This window comes from Salinimicrobium maris (assembly GCF_049680855.1).
Lineage (GTDB): Bacteria > Bacteroidota > Bacteroidia > Flavobacteriales > Flavobacteriaceae > Salinimicrobium.
Genome location: NZ_JBMPGS010000003.1, coordinates 213,008 through 235,253 on the forward strand (window position 1 = coordinate 213,008; position 22,246 = coordinate 235,253).

The 22,246-nt window shown below is 40.4% G+C and carries 21 protein-coding genes; 13 read left to right on the forward strand and 8 right to left on the reverse strand.

Features of this window, described 5'->3' with window-relative positions; translation table 11 throughout:
* The first annotated feature begins 112 nt into the window (after positions 1–112).
* Entirely contained in the window at positions 113–721 is a 609-nt protein-coding gene (locus ACOV1Q_RS11415) for a hypothetical protein (RefSeq protein ID WP_424494526.1), read from the forward strand.
* Here ACOV1Q_RS11415 and ACOV1Q_RS11420 read toward each other — a convergent pair.
* Positions 718–2,247, reverse strand: a complete 1,530-nt coding sequence (locus tag ACOV1Q_RS11420) for a GH3 family acyl-acid amido synthetase (protein WP_424494527.1) — start codon at positions 2,245–2,247, stop codon at positions 718–720. The genes ACOV1Q_RS11415 and ACOV1Q_RS11420 overlap by 4 nt on opposite strands.
* Before the next feature lie 202 nt (positions 2,248–2,449).
* On the opposite strand from ACOV1Q_RS11420, the gene ACOV1Q_RS11425 reads away from it, so the two are divergent.
* The 6 genes from ACOV1Q_RS11425 (at position 2,450) to yidC (ending at position 8,358) form a co-directional block, all read left to right on the forward strand.
* A complete protein-coding gene (locus ACOV1Q_RS11425) occupies positions 2,450–3,061 on the forward strand; it encodes a carboxymuconolactone decarboxylase family protein (RefSeq protein ID WP_424494528.1) in 612 nt (203 codons plus the stop codon).
* Positions 3,062–3,091: 30 nt separating this feature from the next.
* On the forward strand, positions 3,092–3,952 hold the full coding sequence (locus tag ACOV1Q_RS11430; protein WP_424494529.1) for a histidine kinase: 861 nt from the start codon (positions 3,092–3,094) through the stop codon (positions 3,950–3,952).
* On the forward strand, positions 3,949–4,323 hold the full coding sequence (locus tag ACOV1Q_RS11435) for a response regulator (RefSeq protein WP_424494530.1): 375 nt from the start codon (positions 3,949–3,951) through the stop codon (positions 4,321–4,323). The genes ACOV1Q_RS11430 and ACOV1Q_RS11435 overlap by 4 nt, the downstream gene beginning before the upstream one ends.
* Positions 4,324–4,434: 111 nt before the next feature.
* The gene (locus ACOV1Q_RS11440) at positions 4,435–4,668 is read left to right on the forward strand and encodes a DUF3820 family protein (RefSeq protein WP_424494531.1); all 234 of its coding nucleotides are present in this window, start codon (positions 4,435–4,437) and stop codon (positions 4,666–4,668) included.
* A 137-nt stretch (positions 4,669–4,805) separates the two neighbouring features.
* Positions 4,806–6,449, forward strand: coding sequence for a CTP synthase (gene pyrG, locus ACOV1Q_RS11445; protein ID WP_424494532.1), 1,644 nt, complete (start codon positions 4,806–4,808; stop codon positions 6,447–6,449).
* A gap of 64 nt (positions 6,450–6,513) precedes the next feature.
* Positions 6,514–8,358 (forward strand): membrane protein insertase YidC, encoded by a 1,845-nt coding sequence (gene yidC, locus ACOV1Q_RS11450; protein WP_424494533.1) that lies wholly within the window; start codon positions 6,514–6,516, stop codon positions 8,356–8,358.
* Positions 8,359–8,435: 77 nt separating this feature from the next.
* Here the strand turns inward: yidC and ACOV1Q_RS11455 are convergent, their stop codons facing one another.
* On the reverse strand, positions 8,436–9,413 hold the full coding sequence (locus ACOV1Q_RS11455) for a fasciclin domain-containing protein (RefSeq protein ID WP_424494534.1): 978 nt from the start codon (positions 9,411–9,413) through the stop codon (positions 8,436–8,438).
* A gap of 165 nt (positions 9,414–9,578) precedes the next feature.
* On the opposite strand from ACOV1Q_RS11455, the gene ACOV1Q_RS11460 reads away from it, so the two are divergent.
* The 4 genes from ACOV1Q_RS11460 to ACOV1Q_RS11475 all read left to right on the forward strand — a co-directional run bounded on the left by ACOV1Q_RS11460 (position 9,579) and on the right by ACOV1Q_RS11475 (position 13,030).
* On the forward strand, positions 9,579–10,256 hold the full coding sequence (locus ACOV1Q_RS11460; RefSeq protein ID WP_424494535.1) for a toxin-antitoxin system YwqK family antitoxin: 678 nt from the start codon (positions 9,579–9,581) through the stop codon (positions 10,254–10,256).
* A gap of 44 nt (positions 10,257–10,300) precedes the next feature.
* On the forward strand, positions 10,301–10,696 hold the full coding sequence (locus ACOV1Q_RS11465; RefSeq protein WP_424494536.1) for a lipocalin family protein: 396 nt from the start codon (positions 10,301–10,303) through the stop codon (positions 10,694–10,696).
* Between the two features lie 180 nt (positions 10,697–10,876).
* Positions 10,877–12,064 (forward strand): tRNA 2-thiouridine(34) synthase MnmA, encoded by a 1,188-nt coding sequence (gene mnmA, locus ACOV1Q_RS11470; protein ID WP_424494537.1) that lies wholly within the window; start codon positions 10,877–10,879, stop codon positions 12,062–12,064.
* Positions 12,065–12,088: 24 nt separating this feature from the next.
* The gene (locus tag ACOV1Q_RS11475) at positions 12,089–13,030 is read left to right on the forward strand and encodes an NAD(P)H-dependent flavin oxidoreductase (RefSeq protein ID WP_424494538.1); all 942 of its coding nucleotides are present in this window, start codon (positions 12,089–12,091) and stop codon (positions 13,028–13,030) included.
* On the opposite strand, the gene ACOV1Q_RS11480 is transcribed toward ACOV1Q_RS11475, so the two are convergent.
* The 4 genes from ACOV1Q_RS11480 to guaA all read right to left on the reverse strand — a co-directional run bounded on the left by ACOV1Q_RS11480 (position 13,027) and on the right by guaA (position 17,531).
* The gene (locus ACOV1Q_RS11480; protein ID WP_424494539.1) at positions 13,027–13,569 is read right to left on the reverse strand and encodes a DUF922 domain-containing protein; all 543 of its coding nucleotides are present in this window, start codon (positions 13,567–13,569) and stop codon (positions 13,027–13,029) included. The genes ACOV1Q_RS11475 and ACOV1Q_RS11480 overlap by 4 nt on opposite strands.
* Positions 13,570–13,661: 92 nt before the next feature.
* Positions 13,662–14,066: an OsmC family protein gene (locus ACOV1Q_RS11485; protein WP_424494540.1), complete on the reverse strand. Its 405-nt coding sequence runs from the start codon at positions 14,064–14,066 to the stop codon at positions 13,662–13,664.
* Positions 14,066–15,991, reverse strand: a complete 1,926-nt coding sequence (locus ACOV1Q_RS11490) for an amino acid ABC transporter substrate-binding protein (RefSeq protein ID WP_424494541.1) — start codon at positions 15,989–15,991, stop codon at positions 14,066–14,068. Before ACOV1Q_RS11490 ends, ACOV1Q_RS11485 begins: the two co-directional genes overlap by 1 nt.
* A 10-nt stretch (positions 15,992–16,001) precedes the next feature.
* On the reverse strand, positions 16,002–17,531 hold the full coding sequence (guaA, locus tag ACOV1Q_RS11495; protein WP_424494542.1) for a glutamine-hydrolyzing GMP synthase: 1,530 nt from the start codon (positions 17,529–17,531) through the stop codon (positions 16,002–16,004).
* Positions 17,532–17,614: 83 nt separating this feature from the next.
* On the opposite strand from guaA, the gene ACOV1Q_RS11500 reads away from it, so the two are divergent.
* Together ACOV1Q_RS11500 and ACOV1Q_RS11505 are read left to right on the forward strand one after the other, a co-directional pair.
* Positions 17,615–18,340: an SIMPL domain-containing protein gene (locus ACOV1Q_RS11500; protein ID WP_424494543.1), complete on the forward strand. Its 726-nt coding sequence runs from the start codon at positions 17,615–17,617 to the stop codon at positions 18,338–18,340.
* A gap of 111 nt (positions 18,341–18,451) precedes the next feature.
* A complete protein-coding gene (locus tag ACOV1Q_RS11505) occupies positions 18,452–19,162 on the forward strand; it encodes a YqjF family protein (RefSeq protein WP_424494544.1) in 711 nt (236 codons plus the stop codon).
* Between the two features lie 68 nt (positions 19,163–19,230).
* Here ACOV1Q_RS11505 and ACOV1Q_RS11510 read toward each other — a convergent pair whose 3' ends face one another.
* Together ACOV1Q_RS11510 and bshC are read right to left on the reverse strand one after the other, a co-directional pair.
* On the reverse strand, positions 19,231–20,607 hold the full coding sequence (locus ACOV1Q_RS11510) for a pyridoxal phosphate-dependent decarboxylase family protein (protein ID WP_424494545.1): 1,377 nt from the start codon (positions 20,605–20,607) through the stop codon (positions 19,231–19,233).
* A gap of 5 nt (positions 20,608–20,612) precedes the next feature.
* Positions 20,613–22,229, reverse strand: coding sequence for a bacillithiol biosynthesis cysteine-adding enzyme BshC (gene bshC, locus ACOV1Q_RS11515; protein WP_424494546.1), 1,617 nt, complete (start codon positions 22,227–22,229; stop codon positions 20,613–20,615).
* Positions 22,230–22,246 lie beyond the last annotated feature (17 nt).

Genomic DNA, 22,246 nt, shown 5'->3' on the forward strand with positions numbered 1-22,246 from the left:
CGATAAATTACTAAAAGAGGAAAAATTAAAAATGCAGAAGAAAAACACCATTTTACCGGTATGTTGCATAATATTTTTGCTCATACTCACAGGTTGCGGCCAAAAAAAATTCATGGAAAGAGAAAAAATAACTTATCAGCAAAACAAAATTATCCCTGCAAAGATTGAAAATGAGGCAAAAACTGCCCTTTCTTACTACCCACAGCTCGAAAATGTGGAAATTGAATTCCGATTCAAGGAAAAAATAAAAAAATCTTTTATGCAGGCACAGCCCAAATTTTCCAACCTTTTTAGCGGAAAGAATAACAGGGGTTATTACATCTTCATAAGTGAGAATTTAAATATTGAGGGCGAAGAATTTTCTATAGATGATGTTCCTTCAGATGTAATTGTCGGCTGGCTTGGCCACGAACTTGGGCACATTATGGACTACCGGGAAAAATCTGCAATGGGGTTGGTAATTTTTGGAATACGATATGTTTCCTCTTCCAACTACATCAAAAAAGCTGAAAGAGCAGCAGATACTTATGCCGTTAACCAGGGAATGGGAGAATATATCCTGAAGACCAAAAATTTTATCCTTAATAACTCCGAACTTTCTGACACCTATAAACAAAGAATTTCAAGATTATATCTTTCTCCTGAAGAAATCGTGGTTCTTGTAAATGAGCTTGAAGAGGAACTGGAAGAAGATTTGAAAGAGGAAGAAAAAGAGCGTTAACCTTCATTTTCTTCCTGCACGAATCTTTCCCAATCGGCAAATTTTTCTTCGTCCATAACTTTTTCCATTTTTACCTGGCCGCCTTTCTTCTTGTTTCTCTCACTCCAGCTATAGAATACATCTGGGGAAACCGTTACTACTTCGACGCCTTTCAGAGCCTTTGAACGTGCAACTTTATAATTTTTATTGGCTTCTTTTAAGCTTTCGTCCAATGCTGTTGCCAGTTCAACTTCCGAAGCATCGCCTTCCATTCCAAGATACCATTTATGAATGAATTCCCCTTCTTTTTTAATGGCGGCTATGGTGAATTCCGGAATTTTCACTCCGAATTTTTGTTCAAGTTCCTGTACGGCATCGTTCATTTTGTTCACAGAAAGCTGTGAACCCACAACGTTAAGGAAGAATTTTGTTCGTCCTGTAATCCGTATTTCATACCGTTCAACATCTGTGAATTTGATAGTGTCTCCAATAAGATATCTCCAGGCTCCTGAAACCGTGCTAATGAGCAGCACATATTCTTCTTCTTCCTTCACATCTTCTAATGACACAACAGGTGCTTCAGGTTTTAAGGAGCCGTCCTGATTAATATATTCTGCTTTAAACGGAACGAATTCAAAATAAATTCCATTGTCCAGTACAAGTTTCATAGAACGCGTCTCGGGTCGGGACTGGAAAGCCATAAACCCTTCGGAAGCCAGGTAAGTATCAATCACAACCACAGGATGCGCCAACAGGGAGTTAAAACTTTTTTCATATGGTTCAAAGGCAACGCCACCAGTAGAATAAACTTCCAGGTTAGGCCATATTTCATGTATATGGTTTACCTTATGATATTCAATGATCTTCTTCATCATTAACTCGGTCCAGGAAGGTATACCTGTAATAGCTCCAATATCCCAATTTTTGGCATTTTTAGCAATTTCAAGAACTCTTTCATCCCAGTCGTCGATTTCTGCGATTTCTACTCCGGGTTTGTAAAAGTTCCTGAACCAAAAAGGAATATTGCTGGCACTTATTCCACTAATTTCTCCTTCTTCGTGATCCTCTTTCTTGGTGAGATCTGTTGAACTTCCCAGCATCATGATCTCCTTTTCATAAAAATCTGAAGGAAGATCAAAATTTGCCAAAGCTCCTACTTGTTTGATCCCGGTTTGGCGTATCGCTTCTACCATATCTTCGGTCACGGGGATTCGTTTACTTGATTTCCCGGTAGTTCCCGAACTTAATGCAAAATAAGGTGGTTTTCCCGGCCAGGTCACATCGACTTCAGCTTCATGCATCTTATACCACCATTCGCGGTTGATCTTATCATAATCAAAAAAGGGCACTTTCGCAGCAAATTCTGCCCGAGGATCTTCTGCCTGAAGAATTTCTTCAAATTTATAATATTTACCAAAAGCGGTATTTTTTGCTTTTTCCAATAAATCCTGCAGTACTTTCTCCTGCGCCTGCAGGGGATCGGGTTCAGAAAAAACTTTATCTCTTAGATCAATCAATCCTTTAATTAAGGAACCGATAATGGCCATGTGCTATGATTTTTATGTGGAGCTCAAGTTATTTAAAACTGCATAAAGCAGCATTAAAGCATTCAGCAATTATTATTAATTTAACTAAATGGAATACCTGCAGCTCTATTGAGCGTATGAAAATTCTACCTGAAAGATACAGGATTTTAATTTTTTCCCTTATTTTGCACAAAACGCAAATTTCTTATATAAACAACCTGCCATGCAGGCTAACCCCCTACCTTCTATGACTACAGAAAACGCCCCTCAGAATGCCCGTTACCCTATGGTTCCATATAATCAGGCTTCTAACGAAGTTAAGGCCATTTATGATGACACCATGAAGACCCTTCAACTCCCGTTCGTTCTTAACTGGTTTAAATGCCAGGGTGATAATGCCACCCTGCTTAAAGGAAACTGGAGTAAACTGAAAAACACACTCATGGAGGGTGAAGTACCAAACGTGCTTAAACAACTCATCATTTATAATGTCTCCAAAAAGAGAGGATGCCAGTATTGTTCTCATGCCCACGGCATATTTGCAGATAGCATGAGCTCTATGATCTCTGAAGAAGAAGGTTTTAAAGCGACAGAGAATATAGATTCCCCAAGTATGCCGGTAAGTTATCGTACGGCTGTAAATATCGTGACTAAAGCAGCACTTCACCACCAGGATATTTCTGATGAAGATTTCACTGAACTGCAGGAAGCAGGATTCTCGAGGAGAGAAATCCAGGAACTTATGGCACAGGCAGATTTAGTCAATATGCTAAACACTATCGCAGATGTTTCGGGGATCAAGATCGACAATGAATTACTGGAAACAGCCGAGTAGCCTTTTCTTTTTGCAACCAATGCTGCTCTATTGAACAACCAGACATCACAGCGCTACAGGATTATCTACGAGGCTTATTCCAAATTCGCCAACGGAATTAACCGCTGCGGATCTTTAGAAGAGGTGGTAGACGATCTTCAAAGACATTTAAAGTACCTGCTAAATTTCCATTATTTACGACTGGTTCTTCAGCAGGAAGAAGATTTTTTACTTTTATCGATATCCGGAAATGACATTCATTATGACATTTTTGACAAAAAGTCTCTGCTGCTTCATGAGATCAAACTATTAGAAAAAGGCATTCCTTTAAAGACTTCAGAAATTCCCCGGGAAATGTTTACAGATGAAAGTAAAATTTCTGAATTATTAAATCCCGAGTTGTGGGGCTGGTCTTTTGAAAAGAACGAACGATATTTTGTGGTTTCATTAATTGCAGATGAAAACAAACCTTTTGCATCCAAAGATGTTGAAATTCTAAAATTAGTGACCGACTGTCTTGAAGCGAAATTCCAGGAGATCTTCCTGAAAAATCAACTGGCGCAAAAAAATGAATCACTTTCAAAGGCTTACAGCACCATCAAAGAACAAAATGATCAAATACAGGAAATCGTCGAAAACCAAAAAGAGATCATTAAAGAACGAACTCATGAAATAATAGAAAAAAATGAAAAACTGCTTCATATCCTGGCCTTGAATGCTCACAATGTGCGCGAGCCACTATCCAGGATACAGGGGATCGCACAGCTATTCGAATTTATGGACGATAAATCCTGCAGGGAAGAACTTATCCCAAAGTTGAACACCTCGGCACATGAAATGGATGAAGTTTTAAAAGAAGTAATTGACACAGCTTCCCGTGAACTTGTTAATTTAAAAGGGGAAAATGCATGAGCAAAATATATTTAATAGACGATCAACCCATAGGTAATTTTATAGCTAAAAAATTGCTTGAAATCGAAGGTTTTGAGGAAAACGTCCACGATTTCACCAATCCTGTGGAAGCTTTTGAAATAGTGAAAACAGAAAAAGGTACTGCCCTCATTTTTCTCGATCTCAATATGCCCCAAATGAATGGCTGGCAATTTTTAGATCAAATGCAGCTAATAGGATTAGATAAAAAAGTTATTATTCTTACCTCCAGCACCAGTGAACTGGATCGACAAAAGGCCCGGGAATACCCTTTTGTGGTAGATTTCGTGATCAAGCCTCTTAATAGACAAAAATTTACTGAACTTGCCACGCACCTCAATCTTCTGAAATAGCAAAAAAGCGGGCAATCCCAATTCTGCTTTATATCTTCAGAAGAAAACGTGCCGAAAAATAATATTTAGTAATTAATTTTTTCCGAAGTAATTTTTTAGAAATTCGCAGTCATGGAAATTCAGCCGAATCATAGAGAATTACTCAACCTTGCACATGCTAAAATGCACTTTGGGAAGTATAAAGGAAGATATTTATCTGAATTACCAGAGTTTTACCTGGTTTGGTTTCGGCAACAGGGATTTCCAAAAGGAAAATTAGGTTCACAGCTTGAGCAGGTTTTTGAACTGAAGGTAAACGGTATGGAACACATTTTAAGAGCCATAAGGCTTAAATATCCAAGATAGAAAGCATTCTCAAAATGCCATTTTGAGGTAGTAAACCCTTAAAGTTTTCATAACATAAACTCCTGTGAATGGTTTCTTTTTCTATTCTTCTTTGTATTTTAGCGCCCTGAATACAACAACGCAAATCATTCTTTAAAATGGCCGAAACCAAGTACATTTTTGTCACAGGCGGTGTTTCCTCTTCCCTTGGAAAAGGTATTATTGCCGCATCTTTGGCAAAATTGCTTCAAGCGAGAGGTTACAAGACCACTATTCAGAAACTGGATCCATACATTAATGTTGATCCGGGAACGCTTAACCCTTACGAACATGGAGAATGTTTTGTCACTGAAGATGGCGCCGAAACCGACCTCGACCTGGGTCATTATGAGCGCTTTTTAAATGTAAATACTTCAAAGGCCAACAACGTTACCACGGGAAGAATTTACCAGAGTGTGATTGAAAAAGAACGCAGGGGCGAATTTCTGGGAAAAACCGTACAGGTAGTTCCACATATAACCAACGAAATCAAAGAACGTATCCAGATCTTCGGAAAAACAGGAGAATTTGATATTGTCATCACCGAAATTGGCGGAACTGTAGGAGATATTGAATCTTTGCCTTATATCGAGGCAGTGCGACAGCTAAAATGGGAATTGGGCGACGAAAATGCCCTGGTCATTCACCTTACTTTGGTGCCATTCCTTTCGGCTGCCGGGGAACTTAAGACGAAACCTAGTCAGCATAGTATAAAAACACTAATGGAAAGCGGAATAAAAGCCGATATTCTTGTTTGCCGTACAGAGCATGAGTTAGGAGATGACATCCGCAGGAAACTGGCTTTGTTTTGCAATGTAAAACAGGAAGCGGTGATTCAATCTATTGATGCTTCCACAATTTACGATGTTCCAAATCTTATGTTAGAGGAAGGGCTTGATACGGTTACGCTAAAGAAACTTTCGCTGCCAGACGAGACATCACCAAACCTTACACAGTGGAACCAGTTTTTGGAGCGTCATAAAAATCCGAAGCACGAAGTTACCATAGGGCTAATTGGAAAATATGTGGAGTTACAGGATTCCTATAAATCTATTCTGGAAGCTTTTATACATGCCGGGGCGCATAATGAGGTAAAGGTGAATATTGAAAGTATTCATTCGGAATTCATCAATGACACTACCATCAAGAACAAAATCGCTCATTTGGATGGAGTTCTCGTGGCACCGGGATTTGGCGAACGTGGCATTGAAGGAAAGATAGATGCCGTGCGTTTTGCCCGGGAAAACAAGCTTCCATTTCTTGGAATATGCCTTGGAATGCAAATGGCGGTAATTGAATTTGCACGAAATGTATTGCAGCTAAAAAATGCAAATTCCACTGAAATGGACTCTGACACACCGCACCCTGTGATTGATCTTATGGAAGAACAGAAAGATATCACTCATAAAGGAGGCACCATGAGATTGGGATCCTGGGAATGTGAATTAAAGGAAGGTTCTCTCGCTCAAAAGATCTATAACAAACCTTCTATAAGCGAAAGGCACAGGCACCGTTTTGAATACAACAGCCAGTATACGCATCAACTGGAAGCTGCAGGAATGGTCAATACCGGGATAAATCCCAAAACAAAACTGGTGGAGATCATTGAAATCCCCGAGCACCCATGGTTTTTAGGAGTACAATACCACCCGGAATATAAAAGTACTGTAGCCACTCCTCACCCATTGTTTATCAGTTTTGTAAAAGCTGCAAAAGAATACTCAGAAGAAAAAAAAGCTGCCAGCTTGGCACAAAAATCTTAAGTGGTCAATTTATTGACTAGCTTAAAAAAGCGGATTATCGCCGCAATCTTTATTTAAATATATAATGGAAGAAAAAAAATTCGACGTCAACTCCCTCATAGGTTTCCTTCTTATTGGTGGAATCCTGTTGTGGATGTTATACACCAATAAACCTGAAGCCGAAGAAGTTGATAATCAGGAACAAATCATTACAGAGCAGGTAGAATCTGGAGATCCTTTGGAAGATCTCTCAAAGGCAATTACACCATCCAGAGATTCGGCTGCTATTGCCGCAGCGCAAAGTAGACTTGGAGCTTTTGGTTATTCTGCTACTTTACCTTCAGCTACAGAAAATATCACTACCATTTCCAATGATGTTCTTGAACTAAAGATCTCGAATAAGGGTGGTTACATTTCCGAAGCGAGATTAAAGAATTATAAGACCTATGATTCTATTCCGGTTTATCTTATAAGGGATGGAAATGCCACTTTCAATATCAATTTTGCCACAACAGATGGCCGCGTCCTCGACACCCGGAATCTTTATTTTGAACCTTCTGTAAGCACTGTTGGCGACAATGAGGTGCTTAGTATGAAATTAAAAGTTTCAGAAAATGAGTACCTGGAATATCGTTATGTGCTGAAACCGGGAGAATACATGATGGATTTCAGCATCAGGTCACAGGGGCTTAATGATGTGTTCAATCCGTCGAACGATCTTACCCTTGACTGGGCGCTGAAGGGGTATCGTCATGCCAAAAGTATTTCCTATGAAAACAATTACACAGAACTTGTTTATGAATATGATGGCGGCAATGATGATGATGTGAGCGATGGCGAAGATGAAGAACAGGATGTTACCTATGTTGCTTATAAACAGCACTTCTTTACTTCCATTCTTTTAACCGATACTCCTTTTGAAACGGGGCGATTCGTCGCACAAAACCTGGTTGAGGATGAAGAGGTGGACACGCTTTACACTAAATCTTTTGCCTCTACTTTTCCACTGGAGTTAAAAGGTGGAGAGCTTAACTACAACATGAATTGGTATTATGGTCCCAGTGATTATCAAATTCTGAACAATTACGATCGCAACTTGGATGAAATTATGCCTTTGGGTTGGGGTATCTTTGGATGGATCAATAAATATGTGATCATTCCGTTTTTCGGGTTTTTAATTAATTATTTTCCTGCAGGAATTGCCATTATTTTAATGACTGTAGCGATTAAATTGTTATTGTCCCCAGTTCAGTATAAACAGTACCTGTCTCAGGCAAAAATGAAAGTATTGCGCCCCGAGATCAATGAACTTAATGAGAAGTACAAGGACAACCCGATGAAGAAACAACAGGAAACGATGAAGCTGCAGAGCAAGGCCGGTGCCAGCCCTATGGCCGGGTGTATACCGGCTTTGATGCAACTTCCTGTTTTCTACGCTTTATTCCAATTTTTCCCGAGTGCTTTTGATTTGAGGCAAAAAGGCTTCTTATGGGCAGAGGATCTTTCAAGCTACGATAAAATCGCAGATCTTCCTTTTAATATTCCTTTTTATGGTGACCACATAAGCTTATTCCCTATCCTGGCTTCCATTGCCATCTTTATCTATATGATGATGACAACCGGGCAGACAATGCAAAATGCACAACAACCCGGGATGCCGAATATGAAATTTTTAATGTACCTGTCACCCATTTTTATGTTGTTCTTCTTTAACAACTTTGCGAGTGGCTTGTCTTTGTATTACCTCACTTCAAACCTAATTACCATCTTTTTGGTGTTGATCATAAAAAACTTTATTATTGATGAAGATAAGATCCACGCAAAAATTCAGGAGAACAAGAAGAAACCTAAGAAGCAAGGTAAATTTGCCCGTAAGATGCAGGAGATGATGGAACAGGCAGAGCAACAGCAGAAGAAAGGAAAGAAATAATATTCTTCTCCTTATTAAAAGAATGAAAAGCCCGGTATCTCTGTACCGGGCTTTCCTCATCTAACACAAACAACAATCTACATGGAGGGCAGTAGTACTGTGTCAATTACGTGAATAACGCCATTGTTAGCCTGCACATTGGCTGCTACCACCGTTGCCATTCTATCATTAACATCTGTAAGGATCACTGCATCACTAAGGTTTACAATTACCATTTCCCCATTTAACATTTCCGCTTGCATATCATCCATAAGATCTGAGGATCTCACATTTGCTCCGGAAATGACATGATAACTTAATGTATTTTGCAATACCTCTGTAGGGAAGTCTGCAAGACTTTCTGCATCAAGCTCAGTTAATAGCATCGAAAAAGCATCATTGGTAGGAGCAAAAACAGTAAATGGTGCAGGATCTGAAGTCATCATTAGCGTTTCCACGAAACTGAAAGATTCTTCGCGAGTTAGTGCATTTACGAGAATTTCAAAAGTAGGATCTGCCAGTGCAAAGGTGGTGATATCTGGAAGTCCAATTACAGCATCTACTGCATGAATCACCCCATTATCCACTTCAACATCTGCCGTCACTACCCGTGCAACACCATTGATCATGACTCCATCTGAAGTATCTATGTACATACTAAGATTCTCTTCAAATGCCATTCCAACGGCCATGCTTTCAATATATCCTGTAGTAAGATCTCCTGAAGAAATAGAACCAGCCTGTACGTGGTTCAGAAGCAGCCTTGTAAGTAGATCTAGAGGAACTTCCTCAAGATTAGCAAAACCATTTGCCGATAAAAAAGCCTCAAAAGCATCATTATCAGGTGCAAATACAGTGTATTCAGTAGAATTGTCTAATGTCTCTGTTAAGCCAGTGGCTTCCAACGCAGCCTCCAGGGAAGAATAATTCTCATTTGAGGCTACAAAATCCGCTATGGTATTGGTTTCTACCGTTGGTGGTATTCCATTGTCATCATCGTCATTGCTGCAGGCTGCTATTCCAGGAAGCAGAAGAACCATGAGCAAGACATTCCAAAGTTTTAATAATGATTTCATATGCTATAAGTTTTAATGATCATTCCAAAATTAAGTTATATATAAAATATATTATGTTTAAGTTTAGTTACATTAATATAAACAATATATTAATTATTCATATGGTTTTCCATAGCCTTCTTAAATCATTATTTTTAACACTACATCGCAAATCAAAAATTGAGAATGAAAGCATTTATTTTTTCACTGTTATTGATCTTTGGCATAACCGCGCATGCACAGGAATCAATTAATCAGCTCGACAGCGAAGGTCGCAGGCATGGCTTATGGAAAAAGTACTATGATAAAGATGAAAACCAGCTTCGGTACGAAGGGACCTTTGAGCATGGCAGGGAAAAAGGCATTTTTCGATTCTATCAACCCGGGCAGGAGCATCCGGCAGCCACCAAACTATTTTCTGTTCAGCATGATACTGTAGAGGTAAAATTCTTTACCCAAAGAAAAAATTTGATTAGTGAAGGTAAGATGAAGGATAGTCTGCGTATAGGTTTGTGGAAATATTACCATCAAAATTCAGACAAGCTGATGATGACCGAAAACTATAAGAACGGCCATCTGGAAGGTGAAAAGATCACATATTATGAAAATGGCACTCCGGCTGAAAGAACCTTTTATAGCAATGGGCGACTTGAGGGTGAAAAGATCATGTACTCAGAAAAAGGGATTGTTCTGGAACATCTCACCTACAGAAACGGAGAATTGCATGGGCCGGCAAAATTTTATAATGGAAAGGGAGTACTTGAAACCGAAGGAAATTATAAGAATGACATGCATCACGGACTCTGGAAATACTACGAAAACGGAAAATTAAAAGAGGAAAAAGACTTTAGCAGCCAAAACTAAGTTGAGGTTTTTTTACCTTTACAACAATTAAAAAAGAAAAAATTATGAAAAAGCACGTATTATTAATTTTACTGGCAGCAGCGACATTTTCCTTCACTTCCTGCAGCAGCGATGATGATGGAACCACTACCGGAGATATAAAAGCCACCTGGGATTTAGTAGCCTCACAACCTCCACTCTTTGATTTGGAAGAATGTCCTAACAATCCCACCATAACGTTTAATGAGAACAATACTACTGAATGGACCTTCTACAATGCAGATAATGACTGCCAGGCTGAAACCGATTCAGGGGAATGGACCGGAGATGGTAATGATTACTCCGTAAGCATACCAGGATATGGTTCTTTTGACGGCACCGTGGAATTCCAGAGTGAAGACGAATTTTCTTTCACCAGTTCTTATAATGGATTACAGGTAGTATTATATTTTGAAAAATAGGGTTTTCAATCCTAATTCTTGAAGGGTGGCTTATTGGCTACCCTTTCTTTTTTCATCTTTTCTCGCCACACCCATGGAACAGAAAGTTTGATTTTTTATGTAATTTTGCAACTCCTTTTCCGTCTATAAACCCATACTGAAGTTGACGAACAATTTATTTTCGGGAAAAAAAAGTAAAGCATGAAAAGAGTAGTTGTAGGCTTATCGGGAGGAGTAGATTCCAGCGTTTCAGCATATTTATTAAAAGAACAGGGCTATGAAGTCATTGGCCTTTTTATGAAAAACTGGCACGATGAAGGAGTCACGATTTCTAAGGAATGTCCCTGGTTGGATGACTCCAATGATGCCATGCTGGTTGCCGATAAATTGGGAATTCCCTTTCAAACTGTTGATCTTAGTTCAGAATACAAGGAGCGTATCGTTGATTATATGTTCAATGAATATGAACGTGGACGCACTCCAAATCCCGATGTACTTTGCAATCGCGAGATAAAATTTGATGTCTTCATGAAGATCGCCCTCTCTTTAGGAGCAGATTATGTCGCTACGGGGCACTACTGCCGCAAAGGAAAAACCATAATCGATGGTGAAAAAAAATATCAGCTGCTTTCGGGAAAAGATCAAAATAAGGATCAATCTTACTTTTTGTGTCAACTTTCCCAGGAACAATTAGCGAAAACCCTATTCCCAATAGGGGAACTTCAAAAATCTGAAGTGCGAAAAATAGCTTCTGAACAAGACCTTGTTACTGCTGATAAGAAAGATTCTCAAGGACTTTGCTTTATTGGAAAAGTAAGGCTTCCGGAATTCCTTCAGCAGAAATTACAGCCAAAGGAAGGGGTGATCGTTGAAGTAGATCCAGAAACAAAAGTTTACGAACAAAATCAACAAGATTTCAGCAGCAAAACTGAAGAATTGGAATTTCTTTCTAAAAAATTCACTTATGAGCCTAACGATGGCAAAGTAGTAGGAAAACACCAGGGCGCTCATTATTTCACGAAGGGCCAACGCAAAGGTCTCGCAGTTGGAGGCACACCGGAGCCACTTTTCGTCATTGAAACAGATGTAGATCAAAATGTGATCTACGCGGGTCAGGGCAAAGATCACCCGGGAATCTACCGCCGCGGGTTGTTTGTTTCAAATGAAGAATTACATTGGGTGCGGCCAGATTTACGTATTGAAAACGATGAAACCCTAAAGGTGCAGGCACGCATTCGGTACAGGCAACCGCTGCAGGATGCCACCCTGCATCAAACGGAAAATGGCATGTACATTATATTTTCTGAACCACAGGCATCGATTACCGAAGGACAATTCGTAGCTTGGTATTTTGAAGAGGAACTTGTAGGCTCGGGCGTAATTTCATAACTTCTCATTAAATCTCAAAAATTTATGGCGAACAGAATTACGCAGCTTTTTAACATAAAATATCCCCTAATCCAGGCAGGAATGATATGGGCCAGCGGCTGGAAACTTGCCAGCACAGTTAGCAATGCCGGCGGACTTGGTATTATAGGTGCAGGATCTATGTATCCCGAAGTGCTTAGAGAGCATATCAAAAAATGTAAAAAAGCGACCAGTAATCCTTTTGCCGTAAATGTTCCAATGCTTTACCCAAACCTGGAAAAAATCATGGATATTCTTATCGAGGAAGGTGTTGAGATCGTTTTTACTTCTGCAGGAAATCCTAAAACCTGGACCAGCCATCTACAGGAAAAGGGAATGAAAGTAGTACATGTGGTGAGCAGTGTGAAGTTTGCGCTAAAAGCAGAACAGGCCGGCGTAGATGCTGTTGTTGCCGAAGGCTTTGAAGCCGGTGGGCACAATGGCAGGGATGAAACCACCACCTTCACCCTCATTCCCATGGTAAAGGAAAAAATAAAGATTCCACTGATCGCTGCCGGGGGAATCGCCACCGGGAAAGGTATGCTTGCCGCAATGGTTTTGGGCGCCGATGCCGTACAGGTGGGAAGCCGCTTTGTGGCAAGTGATGAAGCAAGTTCTCATGCAGCTTTTAAGCAACGTGTGGTCGAGGCAAATGAAGGTGATACCACTCTTACGCTCAAAGAACTCGCCCCTGTAAGATTGCTGAAAAACAGGTTTTTTGAGCAGGTTACAGAACTCTATGCTTCCAACCCTACCAAAGAAGATCTCATCAAGTTGTTAGGCCGTGCAAGGGCCAAAAAGGGGATGTTTGAAGGAGATCTTGAAGAAGGAGAACTTGAGATAGGGCAAATTGCCGGACTAATTCACGACATTAAGCCGGCTGCAGAGATCGTAAAAAATATAATAACAGAATTTGAAGAAGCAAAAGCTGAAGCAGCTGTGCTTTAAAGGGCGAAATCTTCATATTTTTCAAGCTCAGATCTTACAAATTTCTGCCACTTATCTTCGGCTTCTTTCTGCGTACTGTGCCTGCTTTCAAGGTCAAACTTCTGTTGCATTTCATGCCTTTGCAATTCAATAGCCTTGTATATTTTCTGAAGATCCTGTTTTACATTTTTAGTAAGTTTATATTCCTCCAATGCCTTCCGAAGCTTTCTTGCATGCAATTCTGAAATATCAAAGTGCAGCTGCTCATGGGCTAGTAAATAAGCGTCTTTTTTATCGGGTTTTACCCAGGAATTTCCGGGGTAAAAATTGCTTTGTACTTCATATTGAAAGTCGTTCTTCCCCATAAAACTCTTCAAAGACCAGGAATAGGCAATTCCGGTATTTGTCATTGCCGAAAACCGGTTGTTCTCATCGGGTGTTGCTTCAAAATTCTCCCAGGAAAGCGGCATTTCTGCACTCCACGGCATCTTTACCTCAGCATTTTGGGAAAAACTGTTAAATCCTGAAAATAAGAAAAGAAAGAAAAAAATTCTGTACATCTAAAAATGGCATATTTAATTCACTTTCTCCTAAACAAGAAGCAAACCAAAAAAATAAAAAATGAATAATTCCCGCTTATTTTAACAAGCTGCTATTTGTTGTACACAAATTCTATATCCAGCTCAATATCGGGATGCAGGCTTTGAAGCACAGGGCAATTTCTTGCAGATCGTTCAATGATCGCAGTGATCTTCTCATTATAAGAACCAGTGAAATTCAGTTCAACTTTTATCCCTGAAATACGGCGTGGATTGGCTGCCATCGTTTTGGTAACTTCGGCATAAGCTCCTTTGATGTCAAAACCATGTTCTTCGGCTTTAATTCCAATAATCGTGAACATACAACTTGCCAGGGCGGTCGCCACAGTATCTGTTGGAGAAAAAGCTTCTCCTTTGCCGTTGTTATCCAAAGGCGCATCTGTAATTAAAGTAGAGCTACTTTTTATATGCTCACATTCGGTTCTTAAATTTCCGAGGTAGGTTACTTTAGAGGTCATTATCTTACTACTTTTAAGGTCATATCGTCGTCATAAGACATAATGTAAATAGCGCGGTTCAAATAACCACCCGTAGGAGTTTTTCCGTAGCTGAATTTATTTTCAACATATTCTGTAGTGATATCAGCTTCCATAGATTCGGTAAGGTTACCAGACGAAGCGAGTCTCAAAAGAATATCGTACGTCACATCAAAGCCTCTCACTGCATATCTATTTGGCTCCACTCCGTACTTTTGCGAATAATTTTTCACGAAGGCATTCGCTTCGGACCTTTCATACTCCTTGTCAACCGAAGGATAATGAAAATGTAGCTTACTAAGATGCCTGTTCGAAATATTATCACTTTCAAAAGAATTGTTCTTGTTGGTCGTAAAAAGAGTAATATCAAAATCGTCTGCAAGGGAATTCAAATAAGAAGTCGTGTTACTCAACACGCCAATGCTATTGCTTTCTAAAATGACCCAATTAGACCTCTCTTTCACAAGTACCGAAGCCAGCTGACTCCTATCCACTACATTCCCCTGCTTTGGAGTGACCACGCGCGCGCCCGGAAAAGCTGATATAAGCTGCTGCTTTTTACTTGCTTCGGAACCATCTGCAACAATAATAAAATTCTTTCCTGCCGAATTTTCTGAGAGATAGGAAATCATTACATCTGTCAGCATTTCATCTGTAGGCCTGCTTTGATAAAAATTCTCCAGTCGGCTGGTTTCCCTTTTTGTCAGGGGTGAAATTACCGGAATACCCTGAGGCCTTAATTTTCCTGCAGCCGCCTCTGCCGTAGATTGTAAAATAGGACCTACAACCGCATCTACATCACTAAAATCATTTGTGTTGATAATATTGTTTACTTCATAGACACTCTGCTGTGTATCAAAGATCTGAACTTTGGAAGACAACCCGATCGCTTTGGCAGAATCGATTGCCATTAAAACTCCACTGTAAAAATCAAGGGAGATCTGCAGTACTTTGTCACGCTTAATTTGTTGCTGTGCATTCGAGCTGGTGTCGGTTTGGGTAATCTTGTTCAGGTTAAACGGCAGCATAACCACGAGATTTTTCGTTTCGTAATTGGAAATACTGTTTTCGAGGTTTACAATATTCTCCTCAGGGGCATATGAAGATTCTAATCTCGCGTCCAAATTAGGAATTTTAAGCACCATTCCAGATTTTAAACCATCGGCCAGGGCCGGGTTCAGCACAATCAAGGAGTCTTTACTAATTCCGAACCTGCGGGTAAGACTAAACAAAGTTTCCTGTGGCTGCACCTGGTAATATTTGAAAAGTCTGTCTTCCAGCGCGGCAGCCGTCCTGTCTTCTTCTGTAGAGATTTTAAGGATCATACCGGGCCGAAGCGAATCAAGACCGGGATTCAACTCTTCCAGTTCTTCAATCGTGAGATTATACTTTCTGGAAATTCCATACATTGTTTCCTGCGGCAGCACCACATGTTCACCTGCAGAAAGATTTAAAATGTTTGCCGGACTCTCCTCATCTTGAAATTTTTCATTAGGGATTTCAGTAGTCTTTTGAATACTTATTGGAATTCGAATTTTTTCTCCCCTTCGCAATTCTTCGGAATAAAGATGTTTGTTGTAACGTCTTATATCTTCGATTTCAACATTGTACTGCTGGGAAAGACTAAACAAGGTTTCCTTACGCCGAACGCGGTGCGTTTCAAATTTCACTTCATTGTTTTCCGCGGCTACTTGTTCTCCAATAGGCACCACAAGTTTGCTACTCGCCCTAACGCCATTGCGGGCATCAGGATTTAACTGGTAGATAGCCTCTTTAGTGGTGTTATATTTCCTGGCGACACTTTCTACTGTTTCCCCTTCTTCAACAATGTGATACTTGTACTGCTGAGCGAAAGCAGCACCCGAAAGCATTTGAAAAAAGAGAAAAAGTACAATGATTCTTTTCATAGATATATTTTTATTCCCACTCAATAGTGGCAGGTGGCTTTGAGCTAATGTCATACACTACTCTATTAACGCCTTTTACTCTGTTAATTATTGTGTTGGAGGTTTTTTGTAAAAAATCATAAGGAAGATCTACCCAGTCGGCAGTCATTCCATCGGTAGATTCCACTGCTCTTAAAGCAACCACTTTTTCATAAGTTCTTTCGTCTCCCATCACTCCTACCGAGCTTACCGGCAACAGTATCGCTCCAGCCTGCCATACTTTGTCATACAACATCCAGTCTTTTAAACCCTGGATAAAGATATGATCTACTTCCTGCAGGATACGAACTTTTTCTGCCGTGATATCTCCTAAAATTCTTATTGCCAGTCCGGGACCGGGAAACGGATGTCTTCCCAACAATTCATCGTCGATTCCCATTTCTGCCCCTACTCTTCTCACCTCATCCTTGAACAACATTCTTAGCGGCTCAACAACTTTTAGCTTCATAAAATCTGGTAAACCGCCAACGTTATGATGTGATTTGATGGTGGCCGAAGGCCCGTTTACCGAAATAGATTCAATAACATCAGGATAAATCGTTCCCTGTGCAAGGTATTTCACATTCGTAATTTGGTGCGCTTCATCATCAAAGACTTCAATAAAGGCATTTCCGATGGCTTTTCTTTTTAATTCAGGATCTGAAACCCCTTTAAGAGCATCCAAGAAACGTGCCGAAGCATCTACCCCTTTTACATTGAGCCCCATGTGCTTATATTGATCAAGAACACTCTCAAACTCTCCTTTTCGAAGCAGTCCGTTATTTACAAAGATGCAATACAGGTTCTTACCAATAGCTTTGTGAAGCAAAACAGCAGCTACCGTAGAATCTACACCGCCACTCAAACCTAATACAACCTTTTCATCCCCTACTTTCTCTTTCAGTTCTGCAACCGTCATATCTACAAAAGCCTCTGGCGTCCATGATTGTTCCACTCCGGCGATATGTACCAGAAAGTTCTCCAGCAACTGCTTTCCATCTGTAGAATGGTAAACTTCAGGATGGAATTGGATTCCGAAAGTTTCTTCACCATCAATCCTGTAGGCTGCATTTAGAACATCGGGTGTACTTGCAAGCCTAATTCCATTCTCCGGAAGGTCTTTTATCGTATCACTGTGACTCATCCACACCTGAGAATTCTCTGTAATCTTTTCAAAAAGCGGCTCCTTATCCTTGATTACTGAAAGATTTGCCCTTCCATACTCCCTTATTTCGGAAGCTTCTACTTTTCCGCCGTTAAAATGCGCCAGGTATTGTGCACCATAGCACACCGCCAAAAGGGGAAGCTTTTTCCTGATTTTTGAAAGATCTGGATGCGGTGCATCTTCAGCTCGCACAGAAAAAGGACTTCCGGAAAGAATAACTGCTTTATAAGTTGAAAAATCTTCGGGTAAATTGTTGTAGGGAAAAATTTCGCAGAAAATATTGAGCTCTCTCACTCTTCTCGCAATAAGTTGCGTATACTGCGACCCAAAATCTAAAATGAGTACGTTGTTTTGCATGCACAAAAATAGAAATTTGAAGCAATAATAAGATAACAAACCTGTAATTTTATACCTTCAGTTTTCAGTTTAACCCTCGACTTATGAAATATATTGGAGCAGTAATTTTTGCAATAGCCATTGTTTTGGCTGCATGGTTTTTAGGAAACGCTTATGTGAGCAGAGCCAATCCCGATGGGGTTATTTCCGTAACGGGGTCGGGTAGTGAGAATTTCACATCAGACCTCATTGTTTGGGAAGGGCAGTTTAGCCGAGTAAGCCCAAACCTGGAACAGGCTTACAAAGAGCTGAATCAGGATAAGGAGACGGTGCGAAATTACCTTTTAAACAAAGGAATCAAACCGGAAAATATTGTTTTCAACTCAGTTCAAACCAATGAACAAAGGGAAAATCAGTATCAGAATGGCAACTATGTAGGCAGTATTTTTAGAGGATACGAGCTTATTCAATCGGTAAAGATAGAATCGAACGATGTGGAACTCATTGAAAATGTTTCCAGGGAAATTACCGAACTGCTAAACAAAGGCGTGCAGTTCAACTCTACTCCGCCCCGATATTACTATACTAAAATTGCCGATTTGAAAATTGAAATGATCTCAAAAGCCACTGAAGATGCCCGCCTTAGAGCCGAAAAAATTGCCGAAAACAGTGGTGGAAGTCTTGGGGAGCTAAAAAGTGCAAATATGGGCGTCTTCCAGATCACGGGACAAAATAGCGGTGAAGATTTCAGCTGGAGCGGAGCCTACAATACTGCCGATAAGAAAAAAACCGCATCCATCACCATGCGCCTCGATTATGAAATAGAATAAACGAGAACAGCATAAAATGAGCAGAGCTTTAACCATTCTTTACCACCTAGCGCTTCTCCTAATTTGTATCTTGTAACTGTTCTAAAGACGAGCTAATAAATATTAAGAGAAATGAGCCTGCTTACCGCCGAATGGAAAAACCTGGTATTTGCGAATTACACGGTTCCGCCACAATTAATTGAAAAATATCTTCCTGCCCATACCAAACCCGATTTTTATAATGGAAAGTGCTATCTCAGTCTTGTAGGTTTTCAGTTTAAAAATGTCAAGGTTGCGAATCTTAAAATCCCATTTAATAACGATTTTGAAGAAATCAACCTGCGTTTCTATGTAAAGCGATTTGACGGTGCAAAATGGCGAAAAGGAGTCATTTTTATTTCTCAAATTGCTGATAAAGCAGCTTTAAACACACTCGCAAATGTGCTTTTTCAGGAGAATTATCAAAAACTGGTAACAAAACAGCATATTTCAGAAGATGACACTTCCATAAATGCAAGGTACAGCTGGCGTTTCAAAGATGAATGGCAGCATTTAGAAGCAAAAAGCGGCATCGTGGCTTCCCCTTTCCAGGAGAACAGCGAAGAAGAATTTCTTATGGACCGCCCCTGGGGCTATGGAAAACGAAATAATGAGGAAACAAATGAATACAAAGTTTCCCATCCCGATTGGCCCATTTTTGAAGTGGAAGAATACAGCGTAAAAGTGGATTTTAGCCTTCTTTTTGGACCCGAATTCAATATTCTTTCTTCTGCAACCCCAAAATCTGTGATTCTGGCGGAAGGTTCTACAGTTTCCATGGAAGAAATGAACACGATAAAATAAAAAATGGTTTCCAAATTCCGAAGAATCAGAAACCATTCATAAAATGTCATTTTTGGAACCTGATGAAATTATTCCATTGATTTTAAAATAATATCAATGTCTTCTTCGGTAGTTTCAGGATTAATAAAACAAAAGCGGGAAATGGTTTCAAAACCTTGCTCTTTTTTCCATTTTGTAGGCGTCACCAAAGCCAGGCCTTCTTTGTGATTTTTATAGGTCCAGTCGCGATATTCTTCTGCGCTCCAGCCTTTCCTCCTAAAAAGCACTACAGATAAACTTGCCGGCCGCACCAGTTCCAGGTAATCCAGGTCTTCCACCTTTTTAGCCGCAATCTTTGCCAGTTCAATACCCCGTTCAATGGAATCACGATATTTATCGGTTCCATGCATGGCCAGAGAAAACCAAAGTGGCATCCCCCGCAACCTTCTCGTAAGCTGAATTTGATAGTCTGCCGGATTAAAACCTTCGGCTCCTTCATCTTTGAAGATTTCGAGATAAGAACCTTTTTGGGAATGCGCATCTTTTGCCAGTTCAATGTTCTTATAGATCACTGCGCCACAATCGTAAGGAGAAAACAGCCATTTATGAGGATCTATGGTGATACTGTCTGCTCTTTCAATTCCGTTGAATAAATGCCGTACCGAGGGAGCGGCAAGAGCCCCTCCACCGTAGGCACAATCTACGTGAAACCAGAGATCTTCCTGTTCGCAAACTTCAGCAATAGAATCAAGTTCGTCAATGATTCCGGCGTTGGTAGTTCCGCCTGTTGCCACTACTGCAAAAAGCCTTTTTCTATCCTTTTCTTCAAGTTCGTCTACTGCAGTTCTAAGAGCGTGGCCTCGCAGGTTTTCATCGGGGCAATCAATCATCACGACATCCACATCCATCACTTTCGCCATGGCCTGTATAGAGGAATGGGCACCGTTAGAAGTTAACAAGAGGGCTTTTCGGCCAATATTATCATGATTTTTTGAGCGCCATGTTTCTCTGGCCGCCACCATTGCCGAAAGATTTGCAGCTGTACCGCCGCTGGTAAATACACCAAAGGCACTTTCTGGCAACCCGGTGAGGGAAACCAGCCATTTCATGGCCTGATTTTCACAGAAAATTCCGCCGGCACCTTCCATCCAGTAAGCTCCGTGAATACTCGACGCCGAAGTGACAAGGTCAAACATGATCGCTGCCCTGCTGGGAGCTGCGGGTACAAAAGCCAGGTGCCGCGGATGGTCTATAGGCACAGTAGCTTTTACCAGAATATCACGAAACATTTTGAAAGCCACCTCTCCTCCTATTCCTTTTGGTGTTACAGTTTCTCCCACCAACTCAAAAAGTTCTTCTTCCTTTTTTGGAGAACCCAGTTCGGGTGTGACATTTGAGATCCGGTCTATGGTATATTTCATGACATCAAGAGTCATTTCTACCAGATCCATGTCTATTTTATGCATTTTATTCAAAACGAAATAATTTTAAAATTGTGGTCTAACGGCTGTAATTCTCTAAATAATTCTGCGAGGAAGTTCTCGCCGTACTCCAGGTAAAACTCAGAGAAATTATGATGCCTTTCCTGCAGACGTTGATTTGGAAATAATTGATTTTGCAGGTCTGTAATGCGTGTCACTTCATCTTCCAGCTTCCTCTTCTGCGCTTTTAACAGCCGTTTTTCAAGATTATCAAGGCCTTTCAACTGCTTCACCTCCTGCGCCCGCACAGCGCCAAGAAACGATTTATCGGTTTGTTCGGCCAGCTCATACATTTTCTGAAACTGGTCTACCAAATGCTCTTTTTGAGGTGAAAAATCAATGTCTATATTAGAAATTTGGCGCACTTTTTTATTGATAAGCTCGTGCTGCTTCAAGAATATTTCCTTGTTTGAAATCTTCAGTTTCTTCCTTTTTTCGTCCTGCTTTTGAGTTTGAATCAAAGCAGAATTCCGAAGCAAAAGAATTGGAAAAGGAATATTTACAGCCTCAAAGTAATCCTTCAGCTCAAACCAGTAAGCGAGCTCTCCGCCACCACCAATGTAGCATAGGTTTGGCAACAGCATTTCTTCATACAACGGCCGCATGATCACATTAGGACTAAATTTTTCAGGCTCTTTTTCCAAAAGTTCGAGAATCTCTTCCTGCGTCCATTCAATTTCGGTGTCATGAACAAAATATTTCCCGTCCCGCTCTTTAATGCGTTCGCGTAGACCTTCCTCCATGTAGAACAAATTGATCTCCCGCGGATTCACCTGTACACCGTAACCCAAACCGGCCAAAGCTTCTGCCTTCAAAATGGTGTTTTCGTGCGACTTTTTGGAAAGCAATTCCTCTTTCATCTTCGGAATAAAGAACTTTTTCAATTCCCGGTCGGCAGCATCTAAAATCACGAGTCCTTGGTCCTTAAACAGCTCGTTTGCGAGGTAACGCGTGGCATCGGTAAGGTTGGAATGTTCTAAATAGGCTTTTTTGAACAGTTCTTTCAGGTATTCGGCATTTTTCCCGGCACCAATCTCGGCAGAAAAGAGTTTTAATACTTCTTCCAGGCCATCTGTAGGTAATTCCCCCACAGCGCCGCCTGTTTTACTGCTTTTTGAAGGATTCCACTGGAACTTTTTTCCGTGGAGATAGAAAAAATTGATCTCTTCAAAGTCGTGATCCTCGGTCGCCATCCAGTAAACCGGCACAAAATGGTATTCTGGATACTCTTTTTTAAGCTGCTCGGCCAGGTTGACTGTTGAAATGATCTTGTACAGAAAATAAAGTGGCCCCGTAAAAAGATTTAGTTGGTGACCTGTTGTGATCGTAAAGGTTTTGTCATCTCCCAGAGACTGGATATTTTGCGCAGTAGCTTCAGAAATCTCTAAATTTTCATACTGCTCCTGGAGCACCTTAACTAAAGTGGTTCTTTTTTCCCCTTTTTCAGAATTGTAAGAAGCTGCTTTTTCCTCCAGCTGAACTTTAAAATTTTCGAGATTGGGAAACCGGTTATAAAAAGGCTTTAACTCCTCTTTTTCCTTTAAATAATCGCAAACAAGCGGTATAAAATAATTGGTTTCAGAAAACGAAATACAGTCTGTAGGCATAGGTAATTTTTGAAAAC